Consider the following 21,541-nt stretch of genomic DNA (forward strand, 5'->3'; position numbering starts at 1 on the left):
CTCGCGGTGTTCAGGATGACACTGTCGAAGGTGCCCGATTTACTGATTCCCCCCCTCGTCATCCCCGAACTCCAGCCCCCGCAGCGCCCAGCGCAGTCCCAGCACGGTCAGCACGCCGATTCCGGCCAGCGTCAGCCAGGGCAGGGCGCCCAGGCCCAGGCGGGCGCCGGCATCGACCAGCGTGCCGCCCAGCACACTGCCCAGCGCCCCGCCGACCCCCAGGCTGATGGCCGAGAAGCCGAAATACGAGCCCACCAGCCCCGGGGGCGCGAAGCGGGCGGTCAGGGTCTGCTGGGTCGGGTAGACCAGCATGGTGCCCAGCGAGTACAGCGCCACGCAGGCCAGCAGCGCCGGGAACGTGGTGACCAGCGCCATCAGGCCCAGGCTCAGGCCGACCAGCCCGACCGCCACCATCAGGGCCGCGCGGGTGGGCAGGGTGCGCTCGGCGAGGCGCAGCAGGGGGTACTGCAAGGCGACCGCCAGACCGGCGCTCAGGCCGTACAGGGGGGCGGTCGCGCCGGGGCCGGCCAGCGAGATGGCCTTCAGGGTCACCGCCACGTTGATCTGGGTGCTGAGGATGAAGTAGCCGATCAAGACCAGCGTGAAGCGGCGGAAGTGCCGATCCAGCGCGGCCGTTCTCAGGCCGCCGAAGCCGCTGACCTTGCTGCCCGCCGGGCGCAGGCGCGGCAGGGTGGCGCCCAGCACCACGGCGGCCAGCAGGTACACGCTGGCCGCGCACAGGGCGGCGGTGCGGAAGCCCAGGCCCAGCAGCGCGGCGCCGATCAGCGGGCCCGTGACCATGCCCAGGTTGCCGGAGATGCTGGTCAGGCCGAACATCCGGGTGCGGTGCTCGGGCCGGGTCACGGCGGTGATCGCGGCGCTCTTGGGGGCGTCGAAGAGGCCGCCGCCCACCCCGGCCAGCAGGGCGGCCGAGAGCAGCACGCCGGGCGTCTCCGCGAAGCCCATCCAGGCGAAGCCCGCGCAGCGCAGCACACAGCCCGCCAGGATCAGCGGGCGCGGCCCCACGCGGTCGGCCCAGGCCCCGCCGAAGACCGTCAGGCCCTGCTGGGTCAGCTGCCGCAGGCCCAGCACCAGCCCCACCGTGGCCGCCGGCCAGCCCAGCCCGCCGGAGCTGGTGGGGCCGCTGAAATGCACGGTGACCAGCGGGATGACCGCGAAGAACCCGCCCCACATCAGGAAATTGGCGGCGATCAGACCGAGCTGCGCGGCCGAGGGGCGCAGGGGGCTGTTTACCGGGTGGGGCGGGGGGCTGGGGGACGCGGGCAGGCTCACGAGGCCGAGGCTAGCGCGCGGCCGGCGCGGCTGGGCCACAGTGAATGGGGTCACAGTGAACGGGGCCACAGTGAACGGGGGAGTGAGCTTCATCGCCCACCCCCCCGGTCTGCCCTCCGTTTGGAAAGGCCTGGGCTTACCCGCCGACGTGCACCATCGGGCGCCGGCTGGCCTCGCGCTCGGCGATCCGCAGGATCTCGTGGGTGAGCGGCGGCACGTCGCCCTCGCCGGCGAGCAGGAAGCGCAGGGCGTTCTGGGCGGGGCCCTTCTCGCTCCACTCGAAATAGACGTGCGGGGGCACGCCGGTCAGGTCGCGCACGTGCAGCAGCACCGCCGCCAGGGTATTGGGCACCGAGCTGCCCTTGGCGCGCAGGATGGCGTGCTGGCCGACCCGCACGCCGCAGACCTGTACGGTGGAGCTGAAGTCGCTGGCGTCGCTGATCTTGACCTCCAGGAACAGGGCGGCCTCGCCGGGCGCGAGGTGGTTGTCCACCCGCACGTCCAGGGCCTTCTCGCGGTACTCCAGATCGTCGCCCTCGTTCAGGCGGTTGGCGATGAAGCGCACCGGCAGGCCGCGCCCTGCCACCTCGTCCAGCATGGCGCGGGCCGTGTCGTCGAGCACCACCGACTGCACCCGCAGCTCGGTCGAGCGGCTGATGCGCGAGGCCACGGAGACGACCAGGATGGCCAGGATGAACATCAGGGCGATCCACAGGCCCTCGGGGCGATCCTTGACGGTCACGAAGGAGGTGTAGACAAACACGGCGCTGACCACGGCGAAGGCCACAGCCGCCCAGCGGTGGCCCCGGCGCAGCTCGGTCAGGAAGACCGCGATGGCGGCCGAGGTCATCAGCGCGAGCACCCCGGTGGCGTAGGCGCCCGCCTGGGAGTCGACGTTGGCCCTGAACAGCACGGTGACCAGGGCGCTGATCAGAGTGAACAGCACGACCAGCGGGCGGGTCGCGCGGGCCCAGTCGGGCGCCATGCCGTAGCGCGGCAGGTACCGGGGCACGATGTTCAGCAGCCCCGCCATGGCCGAGGCGCCCGCGAACCACAGGATCAGGATGGTCGAGAGGTCGTACAGCGTGCCGAAGGTCTCGCCGAAGCGGTCGTGGGCTAGGTAGGCCAGCGCGCGGCCGTTGGCCTGGCCGGCGGGGGTCGAGACCGTGACCTGATCGGTGTTGTCGCCGGGCACGGCGCGCACGTTCACAGTGATAGGGATGCGCCCGCCCACCGTGTCGGCCTGCACAGTGTAGGTGCCCACCTGACCGGCCGGGAGCCGCAGGCTGTAGACCTCCTTGGGGTTCTCGGAACTGTCGAGCGGCACGTCGATGACCGCCCGGCCGGCGTTCAGGTCGGCGGCGTTGAGGGTGCGCGTGGCGCTGGTCACGGCCCAGAACTCGTGGCGCGGGATGAGCAGCGTGGTCACCAGCGACGAGCCGATCAGCATGACGCTCATGATCAGCGCGGCGGTGGTGAGCAGCTTGCGCGTGTTGCGGATGCGCCCCACGGGCCGGGCCTGGGTGTCGCCCTTCTCCCCTTTCACCAGCGGCATGACCACCACGCCGGTCTCGAAGCCGGAGAGGCCCAGCGCCAGCGCCGGGAAGACCAGCAGCGCTCCGCCCACGATCGCCAGCGGCGAGAGGTAGGCCTGCGAGAGCGCCTCCCACCAGCCCGAAAGCAGCGCGGGCTGCGCGGCGACCTCCAGCACGCCGCGCCCCACGACCAGCAGGCTCATGCTCAGGTACAGGATCACGATGCCCACCGCGATCCCGATGGCCTCCTTGAAGCCCTTGAGGAACACGGCCGCCAGCAACCCGATCAGCCCCAGCGTCAGGGGCACCTCCAGGCCCTCCAGGGCGCTTTTCAGGAAGGGGTTCTCGACCAGGTGCGCCGTGGCGTCGGCCGCCGAGAGCGTGATCGTGATGACAAAACCCGTGGCGACGAAGCCCAGCAGCGCCAGCACCAGCACCTTGCTGGGCCAGTAGTTCAGCAGCCGCTCCAGCATGGACAGGCTGCCGTCGCCGTGCGGGCTCTCCTGCGCGACCCGGCGGTACATGGGCAGCGCCCCGAAGAGGGTCACCAGCACCAGCACCAGCGTCGCGACCGGCGAGAGCGCGCCCGCCGCCAGCGCGGCGATGCCCGGCTGGTAGCCCAGCGTGGAGAAGTAGTCCACGCCGGTCAGGCACATGACCTTCCACCAGGGCTGCGTGTGGTGCTGGGCCGCCACCTGCTGCTCGCCCTCGTAGAAGCCCTCGGGCTCGGGTTGGTTGGTTTCCAGAAACCACTTCAGGAAGGGGCTGCGCTGTGGGTCGGCGGACGACATTGCGGCAGTCTACGCATACTCCGGCCGGGCGCATGTGACGCCGGAGGCACAAACCTGTCTGGTCGTCCGCCTTTTTGTCGGCCAGGAGCACGGGGCCGCGGGGCGTGACGTGGGGTCGGCTGGGCGGGCTAGCATTCCGCCATGTCCGCCTCCGCGTCTCCCTCTGCGCTGATCCCCCTGGCCCCCGGCGTCTTCTATCTCGCGGGCGCGGTGAACTCCTTCGTGGTGGGAGACGGCCGGGGCGGCGCCCTGCTGGTCGATACCGGCCTGGACGAGGCTCATGCGCGCCGGCTGCTGCGGGCGCTGGACGCGGCGGGGCTGACCCCCACCGGCATCCTGAACACCCACAGCCACGCCGACCACCACGGGGGCAACGCCAGCATCCTGAAGAAGTTCCCGGAGCTGAAGGTCTTCGCCCCGCCGCTGGAGGACGCGGTGATCACGCACCCCATCCTGGAGCCCATCACCCTGTTCGGCGCCCGGCCCCCGCGCGAGCTGCAGACCAGGTTCCTGCTGGCCCCGCCCAGCCCCGCGCGGCTGGCCCCGGAACCCGGCCTGTGCCGGATCGGCGGCGCCACGGTGGAATTGATCGAGGTCGCCGGCCACGCCTCCATGATGTACGCCGTGCGGGTGGGCGATGTGCTGTACGCCGCCGACGCGCTGTTCGGCCCGGAGGCGCTGGAGAAGCACCCGCTGACCTTCTGCGCCGACTCGCGGCTGCAGAAGGAAGCGGCCGCGCACCTGGGCACCCTGGAGGGCGTGCGGGTCACGCTGCCGGGGCACGGCGAGCCGACGGACGACCTGGCCGGGCTGGTCGCGGCGAATCTGGCTGTGTATGAGCGCACCACGCAGGCGGTGTTGACGGCCGTGCAAGTCGGCGCGGCGACCGTGGACGAGCTGCTCTCACGGGTCTGCGCCGCCCTGGGCGTGACCATGACGACCCCCGGCGCGGTGGTGCTCAACCGCGCGGTGGTCAGCGCGCACCTGACCGAGCTGCTGGAGGCGGGGCGGGTGGAGATGACGGTGCAGGACAACCGGCTGATCTTCGGCGCCTGATGTCGTGCCCCTGGCACTGGCCCGGTATGTACACTGGGTCATGAGCGTCCTGCGGGGGGCGGATCAGGCGGCGTCCGGGCAGCCGGCGCTGGTGGGCCGGGACTACGAGCTGGTGCTGGCCCAGGAACTGCTGATGCGTCCGCAGGTGCGCGTGCTGGTCGTGCGGGGGCCGGGAGGTGTGGGCAAGACGCGCCTGGCCCGCGAGGTGCAGGCCAGATTGAACCCGAACTTCGACCTGGGGGCCGTGTTCGTGAACCTGGCCCCGCTGTCCGGCGAGGATCAGGTGCTGCCGGCGATCTGCCGGGCCCTGGACGTGCGGGACGCAGGCTCCCCGCTGGACGCCCTGAGCCGGGCAGTCGGCGAGCAGGGCCTGCTGCTTGTGCTGGACAACCTGGAACACCTGCCAAACCCGGAAGGAGACATCGTGGCCCTGTGCGCCCGGCTGCCCGGCGTGCGGCTGCTGGTGACCAGCCGGCGCGTGCTGCGGGTGCGGCAGATTCACGAGTTGCCTCTGGCGCCTCTGGCCCTGCCCCTCCATCCCGAGGGCGCCGCGTCCAGCGCCGCCGTGCAGCTGTTCGTGCAGCGCGCCCAGGAGGTCGAGCCGGACTTCAGCCTGACGCCAGACAATACGGCGCTGGTCACTGCCGTGTGCCGGGCGCTGGACGGCCTGCCGCTGGCGCTGGAACTGGCGGCCGCGCGGCTGCGCACCGTCGACCTGACGGGCCTGCTGGGCTGGCTGGAGACGCCCCTGGAGGTGCTGGACGGCGGCCCGCTGGACGACGCGCCGCGCTCGCGGTCACTGCGGGACGCCGTCCGCTGGAGTTACGACCTGCTGACTCCCGGGGAGCAGGCGGTCTTCACGGCCTGCGGGGTGTTTGTCGGCGGCTTCACCCTGGACGCCCTGGAGGCGGTCACCGCCCGCCCGGACGCGCGGGCGACCCTGATCGCGCTGGTGGAGCACAGCCTGATCCAGCGGGCAGAAGGTACCCCGCCCCGCTGGCAGCTGCTGGAGCCCGTCCGGGAATTCGCGGCCGAAATCCTGCGGGCCTCGCCGGACGCCGCCCTGCTGGCAGGACGGCACGCCCGCTTTTATCTGGAGCTGGCCGAGGAAACGGACGCTCTGGAGATGAGACCGTCCCCGGAACGCATGGCGCGGCTGGCCACCGACGAACCCAATCTGCTGGCGGCTCTGGAGTATTTCATGGCCTCCAGCCAGGCCATGCGGGCGCAGGCGCTGGCCTATGGTCTCGTGCCGTTCTGGTTCGGGCGCGGACACCCTGCCCAAGGAATGCTGCACTTGCAGCGGGTACTGGATATGCAGGACAGCGTCCCCGGCACCCAGCGGGCCAACCTGTACGGCAATGCCGCCGGCCTCGCCAGCCGGGCCGGGTTCTCTGAGCAGGCAGAGCGCTGGGCCCGGATGAGTCTGGCCTTGTACCGCGACCTGAATGACTCGGCCGGGGAGGCCGACGCCCTGGCGACTCTGGCCGACATGCTGTCCACCCAAGGAAACCACGCCGAGGCCATTCCACTGATCCAGCAGGCCCTGGCGCGGCTGGAGGCACTCGGCAACCTGACAGGCCAGGGCGTGGTGTCGCACAATCTGGCGGCCACCCTGAGTCAGTCCGGACAGTACCGTGCCAGCATGCCTTTCTTCGAGCAGGCTCTGAAGTTGTGGCATCAGCTGGAACATCCCATCGGCGAGGCCTACACCAGAGGTGTCCGGGCAGTGCAGCACCTGCGCCACCACGAGCTGGACGCCGGCAGGATCGACGCCCGGCGGGCTTGGCAGCTCGGACGTGACTTCCAGGACGTCATCTTTCGAGAGGCGCTGCTGTTCATCGCGGGCCTGCTGGCCGCGCGGCTGGGTCACCAGCTGGTAGGCGTGCGGCTGGCCGCCGCGAGTGAAGCGCTGCGAACCCGTGCCAGCGTCCACCTTCCCCGTGCCTGCTACCGTGAACGCGACGAGCTGATCGCCGAACTGCGCGCCGCCCTGCCCCCCGCCGACTTCGCCGCCGCCTGGGAACAGGGCACGCAGGCCGGGCCGGAGGCCGTCACCGCCGATCTCGACTGCGCCATGCAGACTGAAGCACAGAGCGCGGTCTCACCTCCAGACGCGCTGACCCCACGCGAACTGGAAGTGCTGGCCGGGGTGGCGCAGGGCCACAGCGACAAGAGGGTCGCCCAGACACTGGGCATCAGCCCCGGCACGGTGGGCAAGCATGTGGCGAACATGCTGGGCAAGCTCGAGTTGCACAACCGCGTGGAACTGGCGCGCTGGGCGCTCGAACGTCACGTCACCCCCTAAGCCTCCCCCACCCCCTGGATCCCCGACTGGGTAGTTCTCCCGATGCGGGCCCCGGGCCTCTCCTCCTACCGTGAAGGCGTCGGCCGAGCCAGCCCTGTCTGCACGTCACGCGGGGCCGGGGCCACGAGGGGGAGAGACATGAACGCGCACACCAAGAGGATGGTGGGATGCAGTCTGCTATGCGTCCTGACGCTGGGTACCGGGTCGGCCGGGGGCGCCGGCCGCATGGTGCTCGATCCGGGCGAGGGCGTGCGGGTGACGGCAGCCGCCGCGCTCGCCGGAGAACTGGTTGAGGCCGGGAGCACGCTGCCTCTGGTCATGGCTCTGGGCGACCACCGCATCGAGGTGCTGGACGGCGAATTGACCCTGATGCTCCCGGGAGGCTCCGAGGTTCTTCCCGCCGGGGCAAGGCGAATGGTGCCCACCGGCACCGCGTTCCAGCTGGTCAACCGCAGCGCCCACGCAGCGCGGGTCGTGGTCACCGTGCAGCTGCAGCGCATGGACGCGCCCATGCGCTTCTCGGCCAAGCAGCACCCCGTCTAGCCGCGTCACGTCTGGGGCGCAGTCCGCCTCACCATGTCCGGCCCACCGCACGCGCCCCCTGGCCCCGTGTCCGGGGAAGGAGACCCCATGCTGATCGTCATGCCGCTGCTCGCCCAGGCCACCGGGACGCCCGGCAGCGCCCGGCGCCAGGAAGTGCGCCAGGAACACCACCCCCGCCCGCCCCGGGAGATGAGGGCCACCGTATCGACTGGCCTGCCGCCACACCTTCCGCCGGCGGGGCCGGAACACACCCGCTCGCCGCCCGGCCAGGGCCGCCTGTACTCCGTGAGCCCTTTCGCCCGATCTGAACCCACTTTCCCGCTGGAGGATTGTATGAAGACCCTGCTGCTTATCCTGAGCCTCTCCGCTTCCTCCCTCGCCGCCACCCCGTCGGTGCCGCAGGTCTACGCGACCGATGACGCCGGCATGGCTTATCCCGCCCTGTACACCGAAAGTTCCTGGATGGCTCTGGAAGTTCCCCTCTCCACCCTGGGCGGCGCGGTGCCCAGCGACCTGAACCTGGCGGCCAGCGGCCTGCCCGACGGCGTAAGCCTGACGCTGGGCACGGTCAAGACACGCGGCGCGATGGCGATCGTCCATGTCAAGGTGGCCCGTTCGGCCGCCGCTAAAACGAGGGTCGTGAACAGCCTGGCCACGGTCGAGGTGCGATCCGGCAGCCGGGTGCTGAGCACCATGGCCGTCCCTGTGATGGGCGCCGCGTACGGCCAGTAATCCCAGCGCCGGGCGCCGGGAGAAAGGCAGGCCCGCCGTGGCCCGGCCGGGGGCTTCCACCCGAGCCGGCCACGGCCAGTCATCCTGCAGGAGCCTTTCCCGCAGAGGAGGACCGATGAGACGGCGAACCCTGCTCCAGCTCATGCTGCTCGATCTGGCCTCAACCCTTAATCCAGCCGGCGCCGCTGGCCCTGGCCTGTTTCACCCCGACCTCGGGGCAGAGGTCTCCGGTTTTGCCCCAGCGGCGCAGACCGTGTTCCCGCCGATAGACCTGACGGTCGAGCCGGGCGGCTGGGTGCCCCTGGGCATGGCCCCCGTGGATCGCTGGATCGAGGTGAGGGCCGGGGAGGTGCTCGTGGTGTTCCGGGGCGAGCGGCTGGTGATTCCGGCCGGAGAGATCCAGCCGCTGCCGGCGGGCACGGCCCTCGGGCTGCTCAACACCGGCACCGACCCGGCGCAGGTGCGCATCACAAGCACGGCCCCAGTCGATATGGCACTCCCGCCGGACTGAACGGTAAAGCCCGCCTGCCCTTCCCCGCCGTTCCCAGGGCAGCCTCCAGAGAACCCGGGAGTGTAGGCTCCGCGTGCACCACCGACGCTGTGGTAGTACCATGAAGGGGTTCGCCAGGCCAGTTGAGAAGTCATCACCTTTCAGGAGGTTGATATGATTCTCGTCGTCGGCGCCACCGGAAATCTTGGTTTCAGCATCTGCTCTGAACTCGCCGGGCGGGGATACTCCCTGCGGGCGGTCGTCCGGCCCTCGTCCGATCCGGGCCGGGTGGAGGCCCTGCGCCAGCTGGGAGCGGAACCCGCCCTGGCCGACCTGAAAGACCCCGCGTCGCTGAGGCGGGCCTGCGATGGCGTGGATACGGTCATCACGACCGCCACGACCACCCTGCGCGACCAGGAAAGCGACTCCATCGCGGACGTGGATCTCCAGGGCGGCCGGAATCTGGTGGAGGCGGCCCGGCAGGCCGGCGTGAACCGCTACGTTTTCTTGTCCTTCCCGGAAGCCGCGGACGGCCCACAGTCCTTCCCGCTCGCGCAGGCGAAGCGGGCCGTGGAACAGGCCTGGCGGCAGAGCGGAATGAGAGGCGTGATCCTGCAGGCGGCCCTCTTCGTGGAGTTCTGGCTGAGCCCCGCAGCGGGTTTCGATGCCCCCAACGCCTCGGCCCGGGTTGTGGGAGCCGGCACGGCCCAGATGCCCTGGGTCAGCCTGCGGGACGTGGCGCGGGCCGTGGCCGCCTGCCTGGAGCACCCCGAGTGGGACGGCACCCTGAGCGTGGTGGCTGAGAACCTGTCCATGAACGAGGTGATCCGGGTCTTCGAGGAGGTGGGGGGCAACTCTTTCACCATCCAGACGGTTCCCCAGGCCGCCCTGGAGGCGCAGCGCGCCCAGGCCACCAGCCCGCTCGACCAGAGTTTTGCCGGGCTGATGCTGTCCCAGACCCGGGGCGTTTTCATGACCCCGGACACCCGGCTGGCCGAGCTGCACCCGACCTTCACCACCGTGCGCGGCTACGCGTCGTCGGTGCTCGGGGCCCCCGCCGCCCCTGCCTGAGGCTGCTACCCGGGGCGCTCCGGCCTGGAGAGCGGGACGGTTCGTAAAGAAAACCCGTATGGGCACCCCCGCCTTGGGGGGACTACGCTCGGCCCATGACTAAGAAGAGCAAGTCCGCCCCCGCCAAGGCCACTGCGACCCCCTCCAGTTCGGGGGCCGGCACCCGCACCAGCGACGGCAAGAGCCCGGCTGGCAAAGCCGGCGGCAACGCCAAGGCCGACGCCGCGCACCTGAACACCACCAACAACGCGCTGGTGGATCACGCGTACCTCAGCGAGGCCGAATTCGGCACTGTGGCTGAGACGCTACAGCGCAACCTCGCCACCACCATCAGCCTGTACCTGAAGTTCAAGAAGTACCACTGGGACATCCGCGGCCGCTTCTTCCGCGACCTGCACCTCGCCTACGACGAGTTCATCGAGGAGATCTTCCCCGGCATCGACGAGCAGGCCGAGCGGCTGGTGGCCCTGGGCGGCAGCCCGATCGCGGCGCCCGCCGATATCGCCCGCTATAGCGTTGTGCAGGTGCCCACCGAGACCGTGCGCGACGCCCGCGTGCAGGTCAGCGACCTGGTGGCCGACCTGACCCGCGTGGGCAAGGGCTTCCGCGACGACTCGCAGACCGTGGACGACGCCAATGACCCCGCCACGGCCGACATGTACAACGGCTACGCGCAGACGGTGGACAAGATCCGCTGGATGCTGCAGGCCATGATGGACGACGAGAGGATGAACTGACGCAGATGGCTGATAGCAGATGGCCAAGGGCCAGGACTTGAGAGCCATCTGCCATTGGCCGTCGGCCATCGGCCTTTGATGCCCAAATTCGACTACACCCTGAATTACGCCCAGCTTGACCTGCGCCAGCACCCGGAACTCTACCGGGTGGGCGTGGGCGAGCAGGGTGTTCTACTGGTACAGCCGTACAAGGGCGAGATCCTGCCGCACTGGCGCTTCGCCACGCCGGACGTGGCGCGGGAGAGTTCGGAGACGATCTACGCGCTGTTCCTGGACTACCTGACGGCGGGGGACTTCGTGGGGGCCGACATGGCGCGCAAGTTCCTGCAGATGGGGTTTACCCGCTCGCGGCGCTACGCCAACCACAAGGGCGGCAAGAAATACGACGGGCCGGTGCCGGAGGACAAGAAGGGGCAGAGCGGAGCGCATGGCCGCGCCGAACTGCCCCGCCAGCCCGAAGACCCCGTGAAGGCCGAGTCCGCCCGCATCTTCAAGGCGAAGTGGGACGAGGCTGAGGCGAACGAGGAGTATGCCCGGCTGAAGAGGGAGCACCGGGCGAAGTACGGGTAGCGGGGACTGGCGCTCAGCTCAGCGTGTTGATCCGCTCGCCGGCCGCGGCCAGCAGCCCGTCCAGCCCCCGGTCGTAGCCGTCGTCCAGGCGCGCCCAGGTAGGGGGAAAGGGCTGGGTGCGCGTCACGTCGTTGGGCACCACGACCACACGCATCCCGGCGGCCACCGCGGCCGAGGCCCCGTTGAAGGAGTCCTCGACGGCCACGCAGTCCTGCGCGCGCACGCCCAGGCGCTCGGCCGCCAGCAGGTACAGTTCCGGATCGGGTTTGACCCGCCGCACGTCGTCGCGGGTGGCGAGGGCGCCAAACAGCGAGAGCAGGGCGTGCTGCTCCAGCCAGCGGCTCACCCACTCGCGGTCGGAACTGGTCGCTAGCCCCAGGCGCAGCCCCCGCGCCTTCACGTCCTCCAGCACCGCGCGCACGCCGGGGCGCACGTCCTGGGTGGCGATGTCGGCCATGATCCGCTCGCGCAGCAGCGCGTGGACATTCTCCCGGTCGGCCTGGACGTGCTCGGGCAGGCCCGCCCAGGGGTCGAAGGCGCCCCAGGTGCCAATCCCGCGCTGCCAGTCCTCCAGGGCCAGTTCGCGGTCATGCTCGCGGTACAGGGCCTGCCAATGCCCGAATTCGCGGGTCTCGGTGTCCAGGATGGTTCCGTCGAAGTCGAAGATCACGGCCTGCACGGAGGAGGGGGAAGGACTCATGGCGGCAGTCTAGAGCGGGCCCCGGGGGGTCGCCCAGCTCCTTCGGGCACGGGTAAGAACAGGTGAACGCCAGCGGGGCAAGCGTCACACCTGCGTCCCGTACCCTGGAGGCTATGGCCGAGTGGGTACAGAACCTGATGGACAGCATGGGCTACCTGGGCATCCTGCTGTTGATGATCCTGGAGAACATCTTTCCGCCCATTCCGAGCGAGCTGATCATGCCGTCGGCGGGCTTCGCGGCCTCACGCGGCGACCTGAACGTGGCCCTGGTGATCGTCATGGGCACCGTGGGCAGCGTGCTGGGCACCCTGCCGCTGTACTACGTGGGGCGGGCCTTCGGCGAGGAGCGGCTCGTGAAGTGGGCCGACAAACATGGCAAATGGCTCACGCTGAGCGGCAAGGACATCCGCAAGGCCGACGACTGGTTCGATCGCCACGGCACTAAAGCGGTGCTGTTCGGCCGCATGGTGCCCGGCATCCGCTCCCTGCTCAGCCTGCCCGCCGGTATGTCCGAGATGCCCATGCCGAAATTCCTGCTGTATTCGGCCATCGGCTCGGGCCTGTGGGCCTCACTGCTGACCGGCGCGGGCTACCTGCTGGGCGAGAACTATGACCGGGTGGAGCAGTACATCGGCCCCATCGGCCAGATCGTGCTGGTCGTGGCGGTGATCGCCGCCGTGGTGTGGTTCGTGCGGCGGCGGCGCGAGCAGCGGCAGCAGCCGGGCTGAGCTGGCACCCAGAAGCGTCTCCTCAGTGCTCCAGCTCCACCCGTGGCACCCGCCGATCCAGCCAGCCCGGCAGCCACCAGTTCCAGCGGCCCGCGATCTTCAGGAACGACGGCACCAGCACCAGCCGCACCAGCGTGGCGTCCAGCACCACTGCCACCGCCAGCCCCAGGCCGATGCTCATGGAGGCGACCACCCGCCCGAAGATGAAGGCCACGAATACGATGAACATGATCACTGCGGCGGAGGTGATGATCCGCGCCGTGTGCCCGAGCGCCTGCACGATGGCCTCGTCGTTGTCGCCGCTCCTCAGGTACTCCTCGTGCACGCGCGAGAGCAGGAAGATCTCGTAGTCCATGCTCAGGCCGAACATCACCGCGAAGAGCAGCACGGGCAGGGTGGCATCCAGCACGCCGACATCCTGCGGAAAGCCCAGCAGGTTCGCCAGGAAGCCGTCCTGCACGACCAGCGTGACCACACCGACGGCCGCCCCGACGGTCAGGCCGTTCATGATGATGCTCTTCAGCGGGATCAGCAGCGAGCGGAAGGCGATCATCAGCAGCAGGAAGGTGCCGATGAACACCGCGACGACCACGGTGGGCAGGGTGCCGGTGATCGCGCGGCTCCATTCCTGCCCGCCGATGGGCGCGCCGCCCAGCAGGAAGCGGTAGCCGCTGCCCGAGAGCACGCCGCGCAGCCGCGCCTCGAAGGCCGGGATCTGCTCGGCCTTGAGGGTGTCGTCCGGAATCACGGTGACGCGCAGGAAGGTGCGATCCTGACTGAATGAGCGGCGCGTCAGGGTGCTCAGCGCGGCGAGGCCCTCGGCGGAGCTGCCGCCGGCCTGGGCCAGATCCTCGCGGGTCACGAAGGGGCTGAGCACGGCCCGGACGCCCTCCAGACCGCGCAGCTCACCGACCACCTTCTGGAACCTCGTCCGCCCCTCCGGCGTGTAGCGCTCGCCCCCCAGATCGAGAATGACCTCGAACTGGCTGAGCAGGCCCCCGGCACCCAGGTTCCGCACGTCGGCCAGCGTGTCGCGGCTCTCCAGGCCGGGGGTCAGGCCCCAGGCGCCCGCGTAGCCGGTTCGCATGTTCAGCGCCGGAATCGCCAGGATCAGCAGCAGGGCCGAGCCGCCCAGCAGGCCCACCCAGGGCCGCGCGATCACCCGCCGGGCGAAGGCCGTCCAGCCTGCCGAGGCGCCCCCGGCCTGCGCCCAGCCGATTTTCAGCACGCGCGGCGAGTTGATCCGCTCGCCCAGGATCGTGAACAGCGCGGGCAGCGCGGTCAGGCTGGCGAGCACGGTCAGCAGCACGGCCAGCACCCCGCCGATGCCCAGCGAGCGGATGACCTCGACCGGCGGCACGATCAGTCCGGCCATCGCGATCGCCACGGTCAGGCCGCTGAAGGCCACGCTGCGTCCGGCGGTGAGCATGGTGCGCGAGGCGGCGGCGGCGCTGTCGCCTGGGCCCCGGGGCGCGGCACTCCATTCCAGCGATGACGGGACAGTGCCGTCATCACCTCCACTCCGGCCACGCCCGCTTCCGGATGCTCGCTCCGCTCGGCCAGCTCCGCTGACGTCCGCCTTAAGTTCCTCGCGGAAGCGGTTGACCATCAAGAGGGCGTAGTCGATGCCGGCGCCCAGGCCCAGCATGGTGATCACGCTCTGGGCGAAGGTGCTGACCTCGGTGACCAGGGTCAGGCCGTAGAGCCCGGCCATCGCCACGGTGATGCTCAGCACGCCCACCACCAGCGGCAGGGCGGTGGCGACCAGCGCGCCGAACACCAGCACCAGCAGCAGGGCGATCAGGGGCAGCGCGGCAAATTCGCTGCGCTTGGTATCCACCTCGGCGTAGTACGTGAAGTCGTCGGCAATCGCCTGCCCACCCGTCACGCGGACGTCCAGCGCGGGGCCGTCCACGGTGTTCACGTAGGCCCGCACCCGCCCCAGCGTCTCGGTGGCACCGTCCAGCAGCGGAATCTGCGCCAGCGTCAGGGCCTGCAGGCCGTCGGGGGTGCGGGTGGGGAGCGGCCCGCCCGCCTGCGCCCGCACCACGCGGGTCACGCCGGGCACGGCCTCCAGCCCCCTGACGAAGCGGTCGTAGGTGGCCTGACCCTGCGGCGTGGTCAGCGGGGGCGCGCTGCGCGTGAGCAGGAGCACGGTGTTGGTGTCGCGCTCGCCGAACTTCTCGTTCAGGATGCGGGTCACGCGGGAACTCTCGGTGTCCGGCAGGGTGCCGGGGCCGGCGCCCAGTGCGCCCGGCGCCCGCGCGGCCAGCGGGATGCTCAGCAGCGCCGCCAGCAGCCACGCCAGCAGCACTGCCCAGGGATGACGGGTGACGATCCGGGCCAGGAGGTGCACACTCAGAACTGTAGTGCTTCGCCGCTGTCAGACCGTAGGCGGGGCTCAAGAGCAGACGTCCGTTTAGAACAACTCGTCCAGCAGCATGAAGTACCCGATCTTGCCCCTGTCCACGAGGTCGCGGCCGTAAAGGTCGAGCAGCCGCTCGGCCCACCCCTCGTCCAGGATGTCCCGCACGGAGCGCCACGCCAGCGCCAGATCGGCGTGGCGGTCGGCGATCCCGGCGCGACCCAGGTCGATCAGGCCCTCGACGTGCTCGCCGCTCACGATGAGGTTCGGCAGGCAGGGGTCGCCGTGCGTGACGACCAGATCCTCAGCGTCCGGGCGGGTTCGCGCGAGTTCGTTGAAGACACTGACCGCCGTGCGGCCCCGCCGCTCCTCGTCGAAGTCGGCCTCGTCCACGGTTCCGGCCTCGACCTGTTCGCGGGCCAGGCGCAGGGTCACGTCCAGGGTCATGCGGAAAGGGCAGTCGCGGATGGGCAGGGCGTGCAGCTCACGCAGGGCGCGGGCCAGCAGATCGACCACGCGCTGCGGGTGCAGCGTGGCGTCCGGGTCGCTCATGGGAATGCCGGGCACTCGGGTCATTGCCAGGTATTCGTGGCCCGTCGTCACCTCGTAGCCCACCACCTGCGGCGCGGGCAGGCGACCGGCGAACCAGCGCAGGCGCTCACGCTCCTGCAGCAGGGTCGAGACCGGCGAGCCGCCGCGCCCTTGCACCTTCACCACGTATTTCGTGCTGCGCCACACGCCCGCCCCGCTTTTCCCCAGGGTCACCCGTTCCCAGCGGGCGGCGGGCAGGGTGCGCCGCAGGGAGTCGGGCAGGTGCAGAGGATCGGCGGGCATGGGCCGAGGCTAGCGGGCCAGCCCCCGCAGCTCAAGCCCCGACCGGGCGCCCGACCCGCCGGGCGCGTAGACTGTTCACGATGAAGGTCGGACTGCTTGAATCACGTGCCGCGCGCCTGAACGCCTACTGGGCCACGCTCCTCAAGGAACTGGAGGTGGAGTTCGTACACAGCGCTCTGCCCGACGACCAGGCCCTGGCGCTGGGCCGCGAGACCCTGCCGACCGAGGCGCTGGGCGTGCAGCTGATGGTGGGCCGCGTGCTGGCGCTGGGCCGGGTGGACGCCGTGCTGATCCCCCGGCTGCCCTCGGTGACCGGAGACGCCTGGGGCGAGGCCTTCGCGGAGCTGCTGCCCCGCCGGATCAGCAGCCTGCCCCCGCTGATCGAGGTGCCGGACGGCGGCGACGATCTGGAGACCGTGGCCACCGAGGTCGGCCTGCGCCTCTCGCAGAATGCCGGCCGGGTGCGCCGGGCGCTGGAGAAGGTGCGCCGGCTCGCCAGCGGCCCCCGGCAGGAGATGCCGCTGCTGGCCCGCGCCTCGCACGCGACCGTGGCCGTGATCGGCCCCCGCACCCTGCTGGCCGAGGACATCCTGGCCGGCGGCCTGCGCCCGGCCCTGGAACGGCTGGGCCTGCACGGGGTCTTCAGCCACGAGCTGCCGCTGGCCGAGGTGATCCGGCGCGCCGAGCGCATGGAGAACGCCGGGAAGGTGCCGGCCGGTGAGCGCGAGCTGTTCGGCGCGGCCTCGCTGCTGGCCGGCAAGAGCGGCGTGCGCGGCCTGATCTTCGCCGTGCCCGCCCGCGACGGCGCCGCCGGGGCCGCCCTGGAACGGCTGGCGCGCCGGATGCACAAACCCACGCTGCAGCTGATGGTCGATGCCGGCCAGACCGGGTTCCCGGAGCTGGAAGCCTTCCGGGGCCAGATCGCGGCGGCGGCCCAGGGCGCGCCGCAGGACACAGCCGAGAGCGGGGAGCGCGCATGAACCTCTGGCGCTGGCTGACCACCCCCGATCCGTCGCCCGGCCTCACGCGCGGCAAGCTGCTCAAACTGACCGTGCGGGTGCTGCTGTTCGCGTTCCTGGCCACCCTGCTCAGCTCGCTGCTGAGCCTGACGCCGCTGCGGCCGTACCTGAACACCTGGTGGGGCTCGATGCTGTTCGTGCTGGCACTGTACATCCCGCTGGCGCGTTTCATGACCCTGGACACCTTCAGCGCCCGCCGTGCGCCCCGGGGCGCGAGCCCGGCCACCCAGGCCAGCACCTCCCGCGCCCAGCGCCGCAAGGAGCGCAACCGCTTTGCCGGCGTGAAGAAGGGGCCGCCCAAGTACGGGGGCCGCCGATAGGCCCGGGGCCGCTCGAACAGGGGCTGGCCCAGACCCGAAAGAAGCGGCCCGCCGACGAGTGGTCGAGCACCTGGATCTTCCGGCCGCTGGCCCAGCTGCTGGTGCCCCCGCTGGCCCGCCGGAACGTGAATCCGGCCCATGTGGTGCTGCTGCACACCGCGCTGGGCCTGTACGCCGCATGGCTGATCCGCCGGGGCGGCCGCCTGAGCCCGGCCCTGCTGCTGCAGGTAAAGACCGTGCTGGACAATCTCGACGGCCAGCTCGCCCGCGCCACAGGCCAGACCACCGAGACCGGCCGCTACCTGGACACCGAGATGGATCTGGTCGTGAACGTGGCCCTGAACGTGGCCATCGCGGGCCGCGCCGGGTGGCCCCTGACCCTGCTCCAGAGCCTGATCATGACCACCGAATTCCTGTGGGAGCGCGAGCACCGCGGGGCCAGGGGCGAGGTCTTCCGCGATCCGCCGGCACAGGCCGGCGACGACCCGCGCCTGCTGACCGCCCTGAGAGGCGTCTATGCCGCCTATTTTACCCCACAGGAGACAGGGCTGGCACGACTCTTCGAGCGACGCCTGCGGGCGATCACGGGAACCGAGCCCTCGGCGCTCCAGCGGCAGGCCTACACGCCCAGGACGATCAATGTCGTGACCGCCAACCTGGGCCTGAGCACCCAGCTCCTGGCGCTGGGGCTGTGCGTGATGGCCGGGCGCCCGCGCTGGTACACGCGCTCCCTGCCCGTACAGGCCGCGCTGCTGGTCGGAGTCCAGCTGTGGCGCGAGCAGCAGCTGCGGCAGAGCGCCAGCGCTACCCAACCCTCCTAGGGTCAGCCCTCCTCCAGCGGATAGGTACGGGCCGCGCGCAGGGCCAGGGCGATCAGGTAGAGGTAGAACACGCCGACGCCCAGGAATACCACCCAGCCGGGAAAGTTCCCGATATCGGCCAGGGTCAGGGCTTCAGGGAACTCCAGAATCCAGCCCTTGGGCTGCGACAGATCCAGTTTGGCCAGCCACGCCAGCAGCACCGCCGCGTAGATCCACAGGTAGTTGCGGCTCAGGCGCCAGCCCAGCGCGTCCGAGCGGCTCATGGGGGAGCGCGGCTTGGCGAGTTCGGCCAGCAGGAGCTGGTGCCAGCCGGGATCGACCCGGTCGCCCAGCATGGCCGGGTAGAAGAAGCGCTCCATGATCCGCACGCGGTGGTGGGCGATTTCGTAGGCGCGGAAGCGGCGGGCTTCCAGGCGCAGGAAGAAGTAGTTCATGAACATCGAGAACAGAAAAGTGGCGTGGGAATTGTTCACGTCGCCCAGCGCGAAACTGGCCAGACCGGCGGTGGTGACCACGGACCAGTTGGTGGTCATGTCCAGCCGCTGGCGGTAGGCGGTCATCTTGCCGACCTCGGCGCGGTACAGGTGGATCAGGGCGTTGGCCGTGTTGGTGCTGTAGCTGACCTCGGTCAGTCCGCCGGCCAGCAGCGCGCCGGAGCCGCCCCCGGTGCCTGGCATCAGGAGGCTCCTCTGCAGCGCCCACCGTGCCCCGTCATGTGTGCCCTGTCATGACGTCAGGGTAGCGCCTGCGGCGATCCGCAGCGAGAGAATCCAGGGCCCACAGCGGTCTGCCGTTCCCCCCACGGGTACCTGTGTGTCGGTCACTTCCTGGGTTCGCCCCGGAGGGGTCACCGCTCTCAGCGCAGGAACGGATTGCTGCGCCGCTCGTGCCCCACGGTGGTGCGCGGGCCGTGGCCGGGATAGACCGCCACGTCGCCCGGCAGGCTCAGCAGTTCGCGCTGCAGACCGGCGATGAGCCGGGCGTGGTCGCCGCCGGGCAGGTCGGTGCGCCCGATGCCGCCCTGGAAGAGGGTATCGCCGGCGACCACAAAATCCTCGCCCACGAAGACCACGTGCCCCGGCGCGTGTCCGGGCAGCTCGCGGGCCCGCAACTTCAGGTCACCGGCCGTGAAGACCTGATCCTGCGCGATGGCGTGCTCGGGGTCGGCGGGCTGGACGAAGGGCAGGTTCCAGCGGGCCGCCGAGGTGGCGCCCGCGCGGTAGAGCGGCAGGTCGGCCGGATGCAGGAACACCGGCACCCGCAGCGCCTCCCGGACGGGCTGCACCGCCCCGATGTGGTCGAAGTGCGCGTGCGTGAGCAGGATAGCCTGCACCGTGACCCCTGAGTCTCGCACCAGCTCCAGCAGCCGCGCCGCGTCGTCGCCGGGGTCGATCAGGAAGCCCTGGCTGTCGGCGCCCGCGACCAGCACGGCGTTTTCCTGAAGCGGGCCGGTGGGCAGCGACCAGACCCGCGCCCGGCCATGAATCTGTGGAGAGGGCATGACCGGAGTCTAGCCGCCGCAGCTACCGCTGGAGTGTCGCCTGCACGGTGCCCGAGGCCGGGTCGACGGTGACGCTGGGCCAGGGATTGGCGCTGCCCCCGGTGCGGGTCTCGATCCGGTAGGCGGTGCCCGGCTCCAGCGTGACGGGCGTGACCTGGCCGCGCGAGACCAGCGCCAGGGGTGGGCCAGCCGGCGCCGATCCGGCCAGCGGGGTCACCGTCACGCTGATCTGGGCGAACTCCGCCTGCAGGGCCTCCGGGACGTCCGTGGGCGGGTCGGCGTCCACGCGGCCGTCCGAGGGCCGCACGCGCAGCTCGGCGTAATAGGACAGAAAATAGGCGTCGTTCCGAAACACCGCCAGCGCGGCCGCCAGGGTGGGCGCCCAGACGGTCAGCGTGCGGCCCTCGGCCTGCACGCGAAGGTCGGGGCAATTGAGGGTGTAGTCGGGGGGGACGCTCCCGGCCCCGGCACCCACGCCGTACTCCAGGGCCCCGCCCTCGCCCACGCGCGGCCCGGCGGCGCAGATGCGCGCCTGATCCTCGGTGCTCAGATCCGTGAAGGTGTTCTGCACGGCGACCGGCGCACAACCGCCCAGCGAGCCGCCCAGCAGACTGCACAGCGCGGCCAGCAGGCCCACCCCCACCCACTGCGGATACCTCCTGTCCCCCCGCCCCTTGCCCATCCTGTGGCCTCCCCCGACTGGTGAACGACCAGCCTGAAGCCCATTTCATTCCACCGGGCCCAGGCGCGCAAGCCAGAGTGTGCACGCCGCCGCCCCCAGCAACCGACCATGACTGAACCTCCCAGAGCAGCGCCGGGAGGTCTCGGACTCGACAGGAACGGAGGTCGACAACGGGCCGGCTCCAGCCACCCTCAGGTCTGGTCGTCGGTCGTGGCCCCCTCGGCGGCGCGTTTCACGGCGTCCATGCCGCTGCGCGCGGCGTCGGCGCTGGAGTACGCCTCGCTGTGGCCGATGGCCTGCCCGTTGGCCGCCCTCAGGTCGAAGCGCAGGCCGTCGGCGCTGGGCTCGTAGCGGGCGCCCTGGCCGGCGTTGCTCTGCACCGAGGCGATGCTGCCCAGGGCGCCCGCCCGGCTGGCATAGCGCTCACTGGTCAGCACGATTTGGCCGTTCCCCGCGTGCAGGTTGAACATGAACTGATCACCGGACGTCTTGAGCACGTACTTTCCTGCCATACGTGACCTCCCGGAGGGCTGAAGTGTGAGATGACCCACTGTACACTTCGGGACTGAGGAGTCAATTCCGGGCGTGCGCCACAGCTGCCGCCACCTGCTCGGCCGTGGGGCGCACGCCCGTATACAGCACGAACTGCTCCAGCGCCTGCAGGGCGATCACCTCCAGGCCGGTGATCACGGGCCGACCCTGGCGGCGGGCCTCCCGGATCAGCGGCGTCTCGGCGGGCAGGGCCACCACGTCGAACACCGTGGACGCCGCCGCGATCTGCTCAGGGGTAAAGGCCAGCGCGTGTTCCTCCGCCCCGCCCGCCATGCCGATGGGCGTGACGTTCACCAGCAGGTCGCCCGGCTGGCTCTCGGGCCGTTCCGGCGACCACGTCCAGCCGCAGCGCTCCGCCAGCGCCGCGCCCGCCGCCCCGTTGCGGGCCACGAGGACGCCGCGCGTGAAGCCGGCGTCCCGGAACGCACTCGCCACCGCCTTGCCCATGCCGCCGCTGCCGCGCAGTACCACGCCCCTGGAAGGGTCGAGGCGGTGCCGGTCGATGAGGTGCTGGATCGCCACGTAGTCCGTGTTGTACGCCTTCAGGTGCCCGCCGTCGTTCACGATGGTGTTCACGGATCCGATGGCGGCGGCCGAGGCGTCCAGCTCGTCGAGCAGCCCGATCACCGCCTCCTTGAAGGGCATGCTCACCGCGCAGCCCCGGATGCCCAGCGCGCGCACCCCGGCGATGGCCCCCGGCAGGTCAGACGTGGTGAACGCCTTGTACACGTAGTCCAGCCCCAGTTCCCCGTACAGAAAGTTGTGGAAGCGCGTGCCGAAAGTGCCCGGACGCCCGGCCAGGCTCATGCACAGGGTGGTGTCGCGGGTGATCTCTCTCACTATCGCGGCTCTGCGCTGTGGGAACGGAACAGCTTGCGGAAACAGGACAGAGG

Annotated in this window: 22 protein-coding genes; 12 read left to right on the plus strand and 10 right to left on the minus strand. The window is 70.7% G+C overall.

Features of this window, described 5'->3' with window-relative positions:
* Positions 1 to 39 precede the first annotated feature (39 nt).
* A complete protein-coding gene (locus CVO96_RS04575; protein WP_479928739.1) occupies positions 40 to 1,293 on the minus strand; it encodes an MFS transporter in 1,254 nt (417 codons plus the stop codon).
* 136 nt (positions 1,294 to 1,429) lie between these two features.
* A complete protein-coding gene (locus CVO96_RS04580; RefSeq protein WP_103310840.1) occupies positions 1,430 to 3,619 on the minus strand; it encodes an APC family permease in 2,190 nt (729 codons plus the stop codon).
* A gap of 141 nt (positions 3,620 to 3,760) precedes the next feature.
* Here CVO96_RS04580 and CVO96_RS04585 point away from each other — a divergent pair, with 141 nt between their 5' ends.
* The 8 genes from CVO96_RS04585 (at position 3,761) to CVO96_RS04620 (ending at position 11,126) form a co-directional block, all read left to right on the plus strand.
* Positions 3,761 to 4,675, plus strand: a complete 915-nt coding sequence (locus CVO96_RS04585) for an MBL fold metallo-hydrolase (protein WP_103310842.1) — start codon at positions 3,761 to 3,763, stop codon at positions 4,673 to 4,675.
* Between the two features lie 40 nt (positions 4,676 to 4,715).
* Positions 4,716 to 6,983 (plus strand): ATP-binding protein, encoded by a 2,268-nt coding sequence (locus tag CVO96_RS04590; protein ID WP_133161740.1) that lies wholly within the window; start codon positions 4,716 to 4,718, stop codon positions 6,981 to 6,983.
* Between the two features lie 138 nt (positions 6,984 to 7,121).
* Positions 7,122 to 7,526, plus strand: coding sequence for a cupin domain-containing protein (locus CVO96_RS04595; RefSeq protein WP_133161741.1), 405 nt, complete (start codon positions 7,122 to 7,124; stop codon positions 7,524 to 7,526).
* 87 nt (positions 7,527 to 7,613) lie between these two features.
* The gene (locus CVO96_RS04600; RefSeq protein WP_103310850.1) at positions 7,614 to 8,258 is read left to right on the plus strand and encodes a hypothetical protein; all 645 of its coding nucleotides are present in this window, start codon (positions 7,614 to 7,616) and stop codon (positions 8,256 to 8,258) included.
* A gap of 115 nt (positions 8,259 to 8,373) precedes the next feature.
* Positions 8,374 to 8,769: a hypothetical protein gene (locus CVO96_RS04605; protein WP_103310852.1), complete on the plus strand. Its 396-nt coding sequence runs from the start codon at positions 8,374 to 8,376 to the stop codon at positions 8,767 to 8,769.
* A 153-nt stretch (positions 8,770 to 8,922) separates the two neighbouring features.
* Positions 8,923 to 9,819 (plus strand): SDR family oxidoreductase, encoded by an 897-nt coding sequence (locus CVO96_RS04610; protein WP_103310854.1) that lies wholly within the window; start codon positions 8,923 to 8,925, stop codon positions 9,817 to 9,819.
* 95 nt (positions 9,820 to 9,914) lie between these two features.
* Positions 9,915 to 10,556 (plus strand): Dps family protein, encoded by a 642-nt coding sequence (locus CVO96_RS04615; RefSeq protein ID WP_103310855.1) that lies wholly within the window; start codon positions 9,915 to 9,917, stop codon positions 10,554 to 10,556.
* A gap of 78 nt (positions 10,557 to 10,634) precedes the next feature.
* Positions 10,635 to 11,126: a DUF4385 domain-containing protein gene (locus CVO96_RS04620; protein ID WP_165795206.1), complete on the plus strand. Its 492-nt coding sequence runs from the start codon at positions 10,635 to 10,637 to the stop codon at positions 11,124 to 11,126.
* Positions 11,127 to 11,139: 13 nt separating this feature from the next.
* Here CVO96_RS04620 and CVO96_RS04625 read toward each other — a convergent pair whose 3' ends face one another.
* A complete protein-coding gene (locus tag CVO96_RS04625) occupies positions 11,140 to 11,826 on the minus strand; it encodes an HAD family hydrolase (protein WP_103310856.1) in 687 nt (228 codons plus the stop codon).
* 113 nt (positions 11,827 to 11,939) lie between these two features.
* On the opposite strand from CVO96_RS04625, the gene CVO96_RS04630 reads away from it, so the two are divergent.
* On the plus strand, positions 11,940 to 12,554 hold the full coding sequence (locus CVO96_RS04630) for a DedA family protein (RefSeq protein WP_103310857.1): 615 nt from the start codon (positions 11,940 to 11,942) through the stop codon (positions 12,552 to 12,554).
* Positions 12,555 to 12,576: 22 nt separating this feature from the next.
* On the opposite strand, the gene CVO96_RS04635 is transcribed toward CVO96_RS04630, so the two are convergent.
* Positions 12,577 to 14,910 carry an MMPL family transporter gene (locus tag CVO96_RS04635; RefSeq protein WP_103310859.1) on the minus strand — a complete coding sequence of 778 codons (2,334 nt, stop codon included), beginning with the start codon at positions 14,908 to 14,910 and terminating at the stop codon, positions 12,577 to 12,579.
* Between the two features lie 63 nt (positions 14,911 to 14,973).
* A complete protein-coding gene (locus CVO96_RS04640) occupies positions 14,974 to 15,753 on the minus strand; it encodes an APH(3') family aminoglycoside O-phosphotransferase (protein WP_103310861.1) in 780 nt (259 codons plus the stop codon).
* Positions 15,754 to 15,833: 80 nt separating this feature from the next.
* On the opposite strand from CVO96_RS04640, the gene CVO96_RS04645 reads away from it, so the two are divergent.
* The 3 genes from CVO96_RS04645 to CVO96_RS04655 all read left to right on the plus strand — a co-directional run bounded on the left by CVO96_RS04645 (position 15,834) and on the right by CVO96_RS04655 (position 17,913).
* Positions 15,834 to 16,733 (plus strand): hypothetical protein, encoded by a 900-nt coding sequence (locus CVO96_RS04645; RefSeq protein ID WP_103310863.1) that lies wholly within the window; start codon positions 15,834 to 15,836, stop codon positions 16,731 to 16,733.
* Positions 16,730 to 17,092, plus strand: coding sequence for a hypothetical protein (locus CVO96_RS04650; protein WP_103310865.1), 363 nt, complete (start codon positions 16,730 to 16,732; stop codon positions 17,090 to 17,092). The genes CVO96_RS04645 and CVO96_RS04650 overlap by 4 nt, the downstream gene beginning before the upstream one ends.
* A 101-nt stretch (positions 17,093 to 17,193) precedes the next feature.
* On the plus strand, positions 17,194 to 17,913 hold the full coding sequence (locus tag CVO96_RS04655) for a CDP-alcohol phosphatidyltransferase family protein (RefSeq protein WP_243398161.1): 720 nt from the start codon (positions 17,194 to 17,196) through the stop codon (positions 17,911 to 17,913).
* A gap of 2 nt (positions 17,914 to 17,915) precedes the next feature.
* Here the strand turns inward: CVO96_RS04655 and CVO96_RS04660 are convergent, their stop codons facing one another.
* The 5 genes from CVO96_RS04660 to CVO96_RS04680 all read right to left on the minus strand — a co-directional run bounded on the left by CVO96_RS04660 (position 17,916) and on the right by CVO96_RS04680 (position 21,488).
* A complete protein-coding gene (locus CVO96_RS04660) occupies positions 17,916 to 18,590 on the minus strand; it encodes a DUF2270 domain-containing protein (RefSeq protein ID WP_103310867.1) in 675 nt (224 codons plus the stop codon).
* Between the two features lie 179 nt (positions 18,591 to 18,769).
* A complete protein-coding gene (locus tag CVO96_RS04665; RefSeq protein ID WP_103310869.1) occupies positions 18,770 to 19,414 on the minus strand; it encodes an MBL fold metallo-hydrolase in 645 nt (214 codons plus the stop codon).
* A 22-nt stretch (positions 19,415 to 19,436) separates the two neighbouring features.
* Positions 19,437 to 20,096, minus strand: a complete 660-nt coding sequence (locus CVO96_RS04670) for a hypothetical protein (protein WP_133161742.1) — start codon at positions 20,094 to 20,096, stop codon at positions 19,437 to 19,439.
* A gap of 191 nt (positions 20,097 to 20,287) precedes the next feature.
* A complete protein-coding gene (locus tag CVO96_RS04675; protein ID WP_103310873.1) occupies positions 20,288 to 20,608 on the minus strand; it encodes a YegP family protein in 321 nt (106 codons plus the stop codon).
* A 61-nt stretch (positions 20,609 to 20,669) separates the two neighbouring features.
* On the minus strand, positions 20,670 to 21,488 hold the full coding sequence (locus CVO96_RS04680) for a shikimate 5-dehydrogenase (protein ID WP_243398162.1): 819 nt from the start codon (positions 21,486 to 21,488) through the stop codon (positions 20,670 to 20,672).
* Positions 21,489 to 21,541 lie beyond the last annotated feature (53 nt).

The sequence above is a fragment of the Deinococcus koreensis genome (assembly GCF_002901445.1).
GTDB classification, from domain to species: domain Bacteria; phylum Deinococcota; class Deinococci; order Deinococcales; family Deinococcaceae; genus Deinococcus; species Deinococcus koreensis.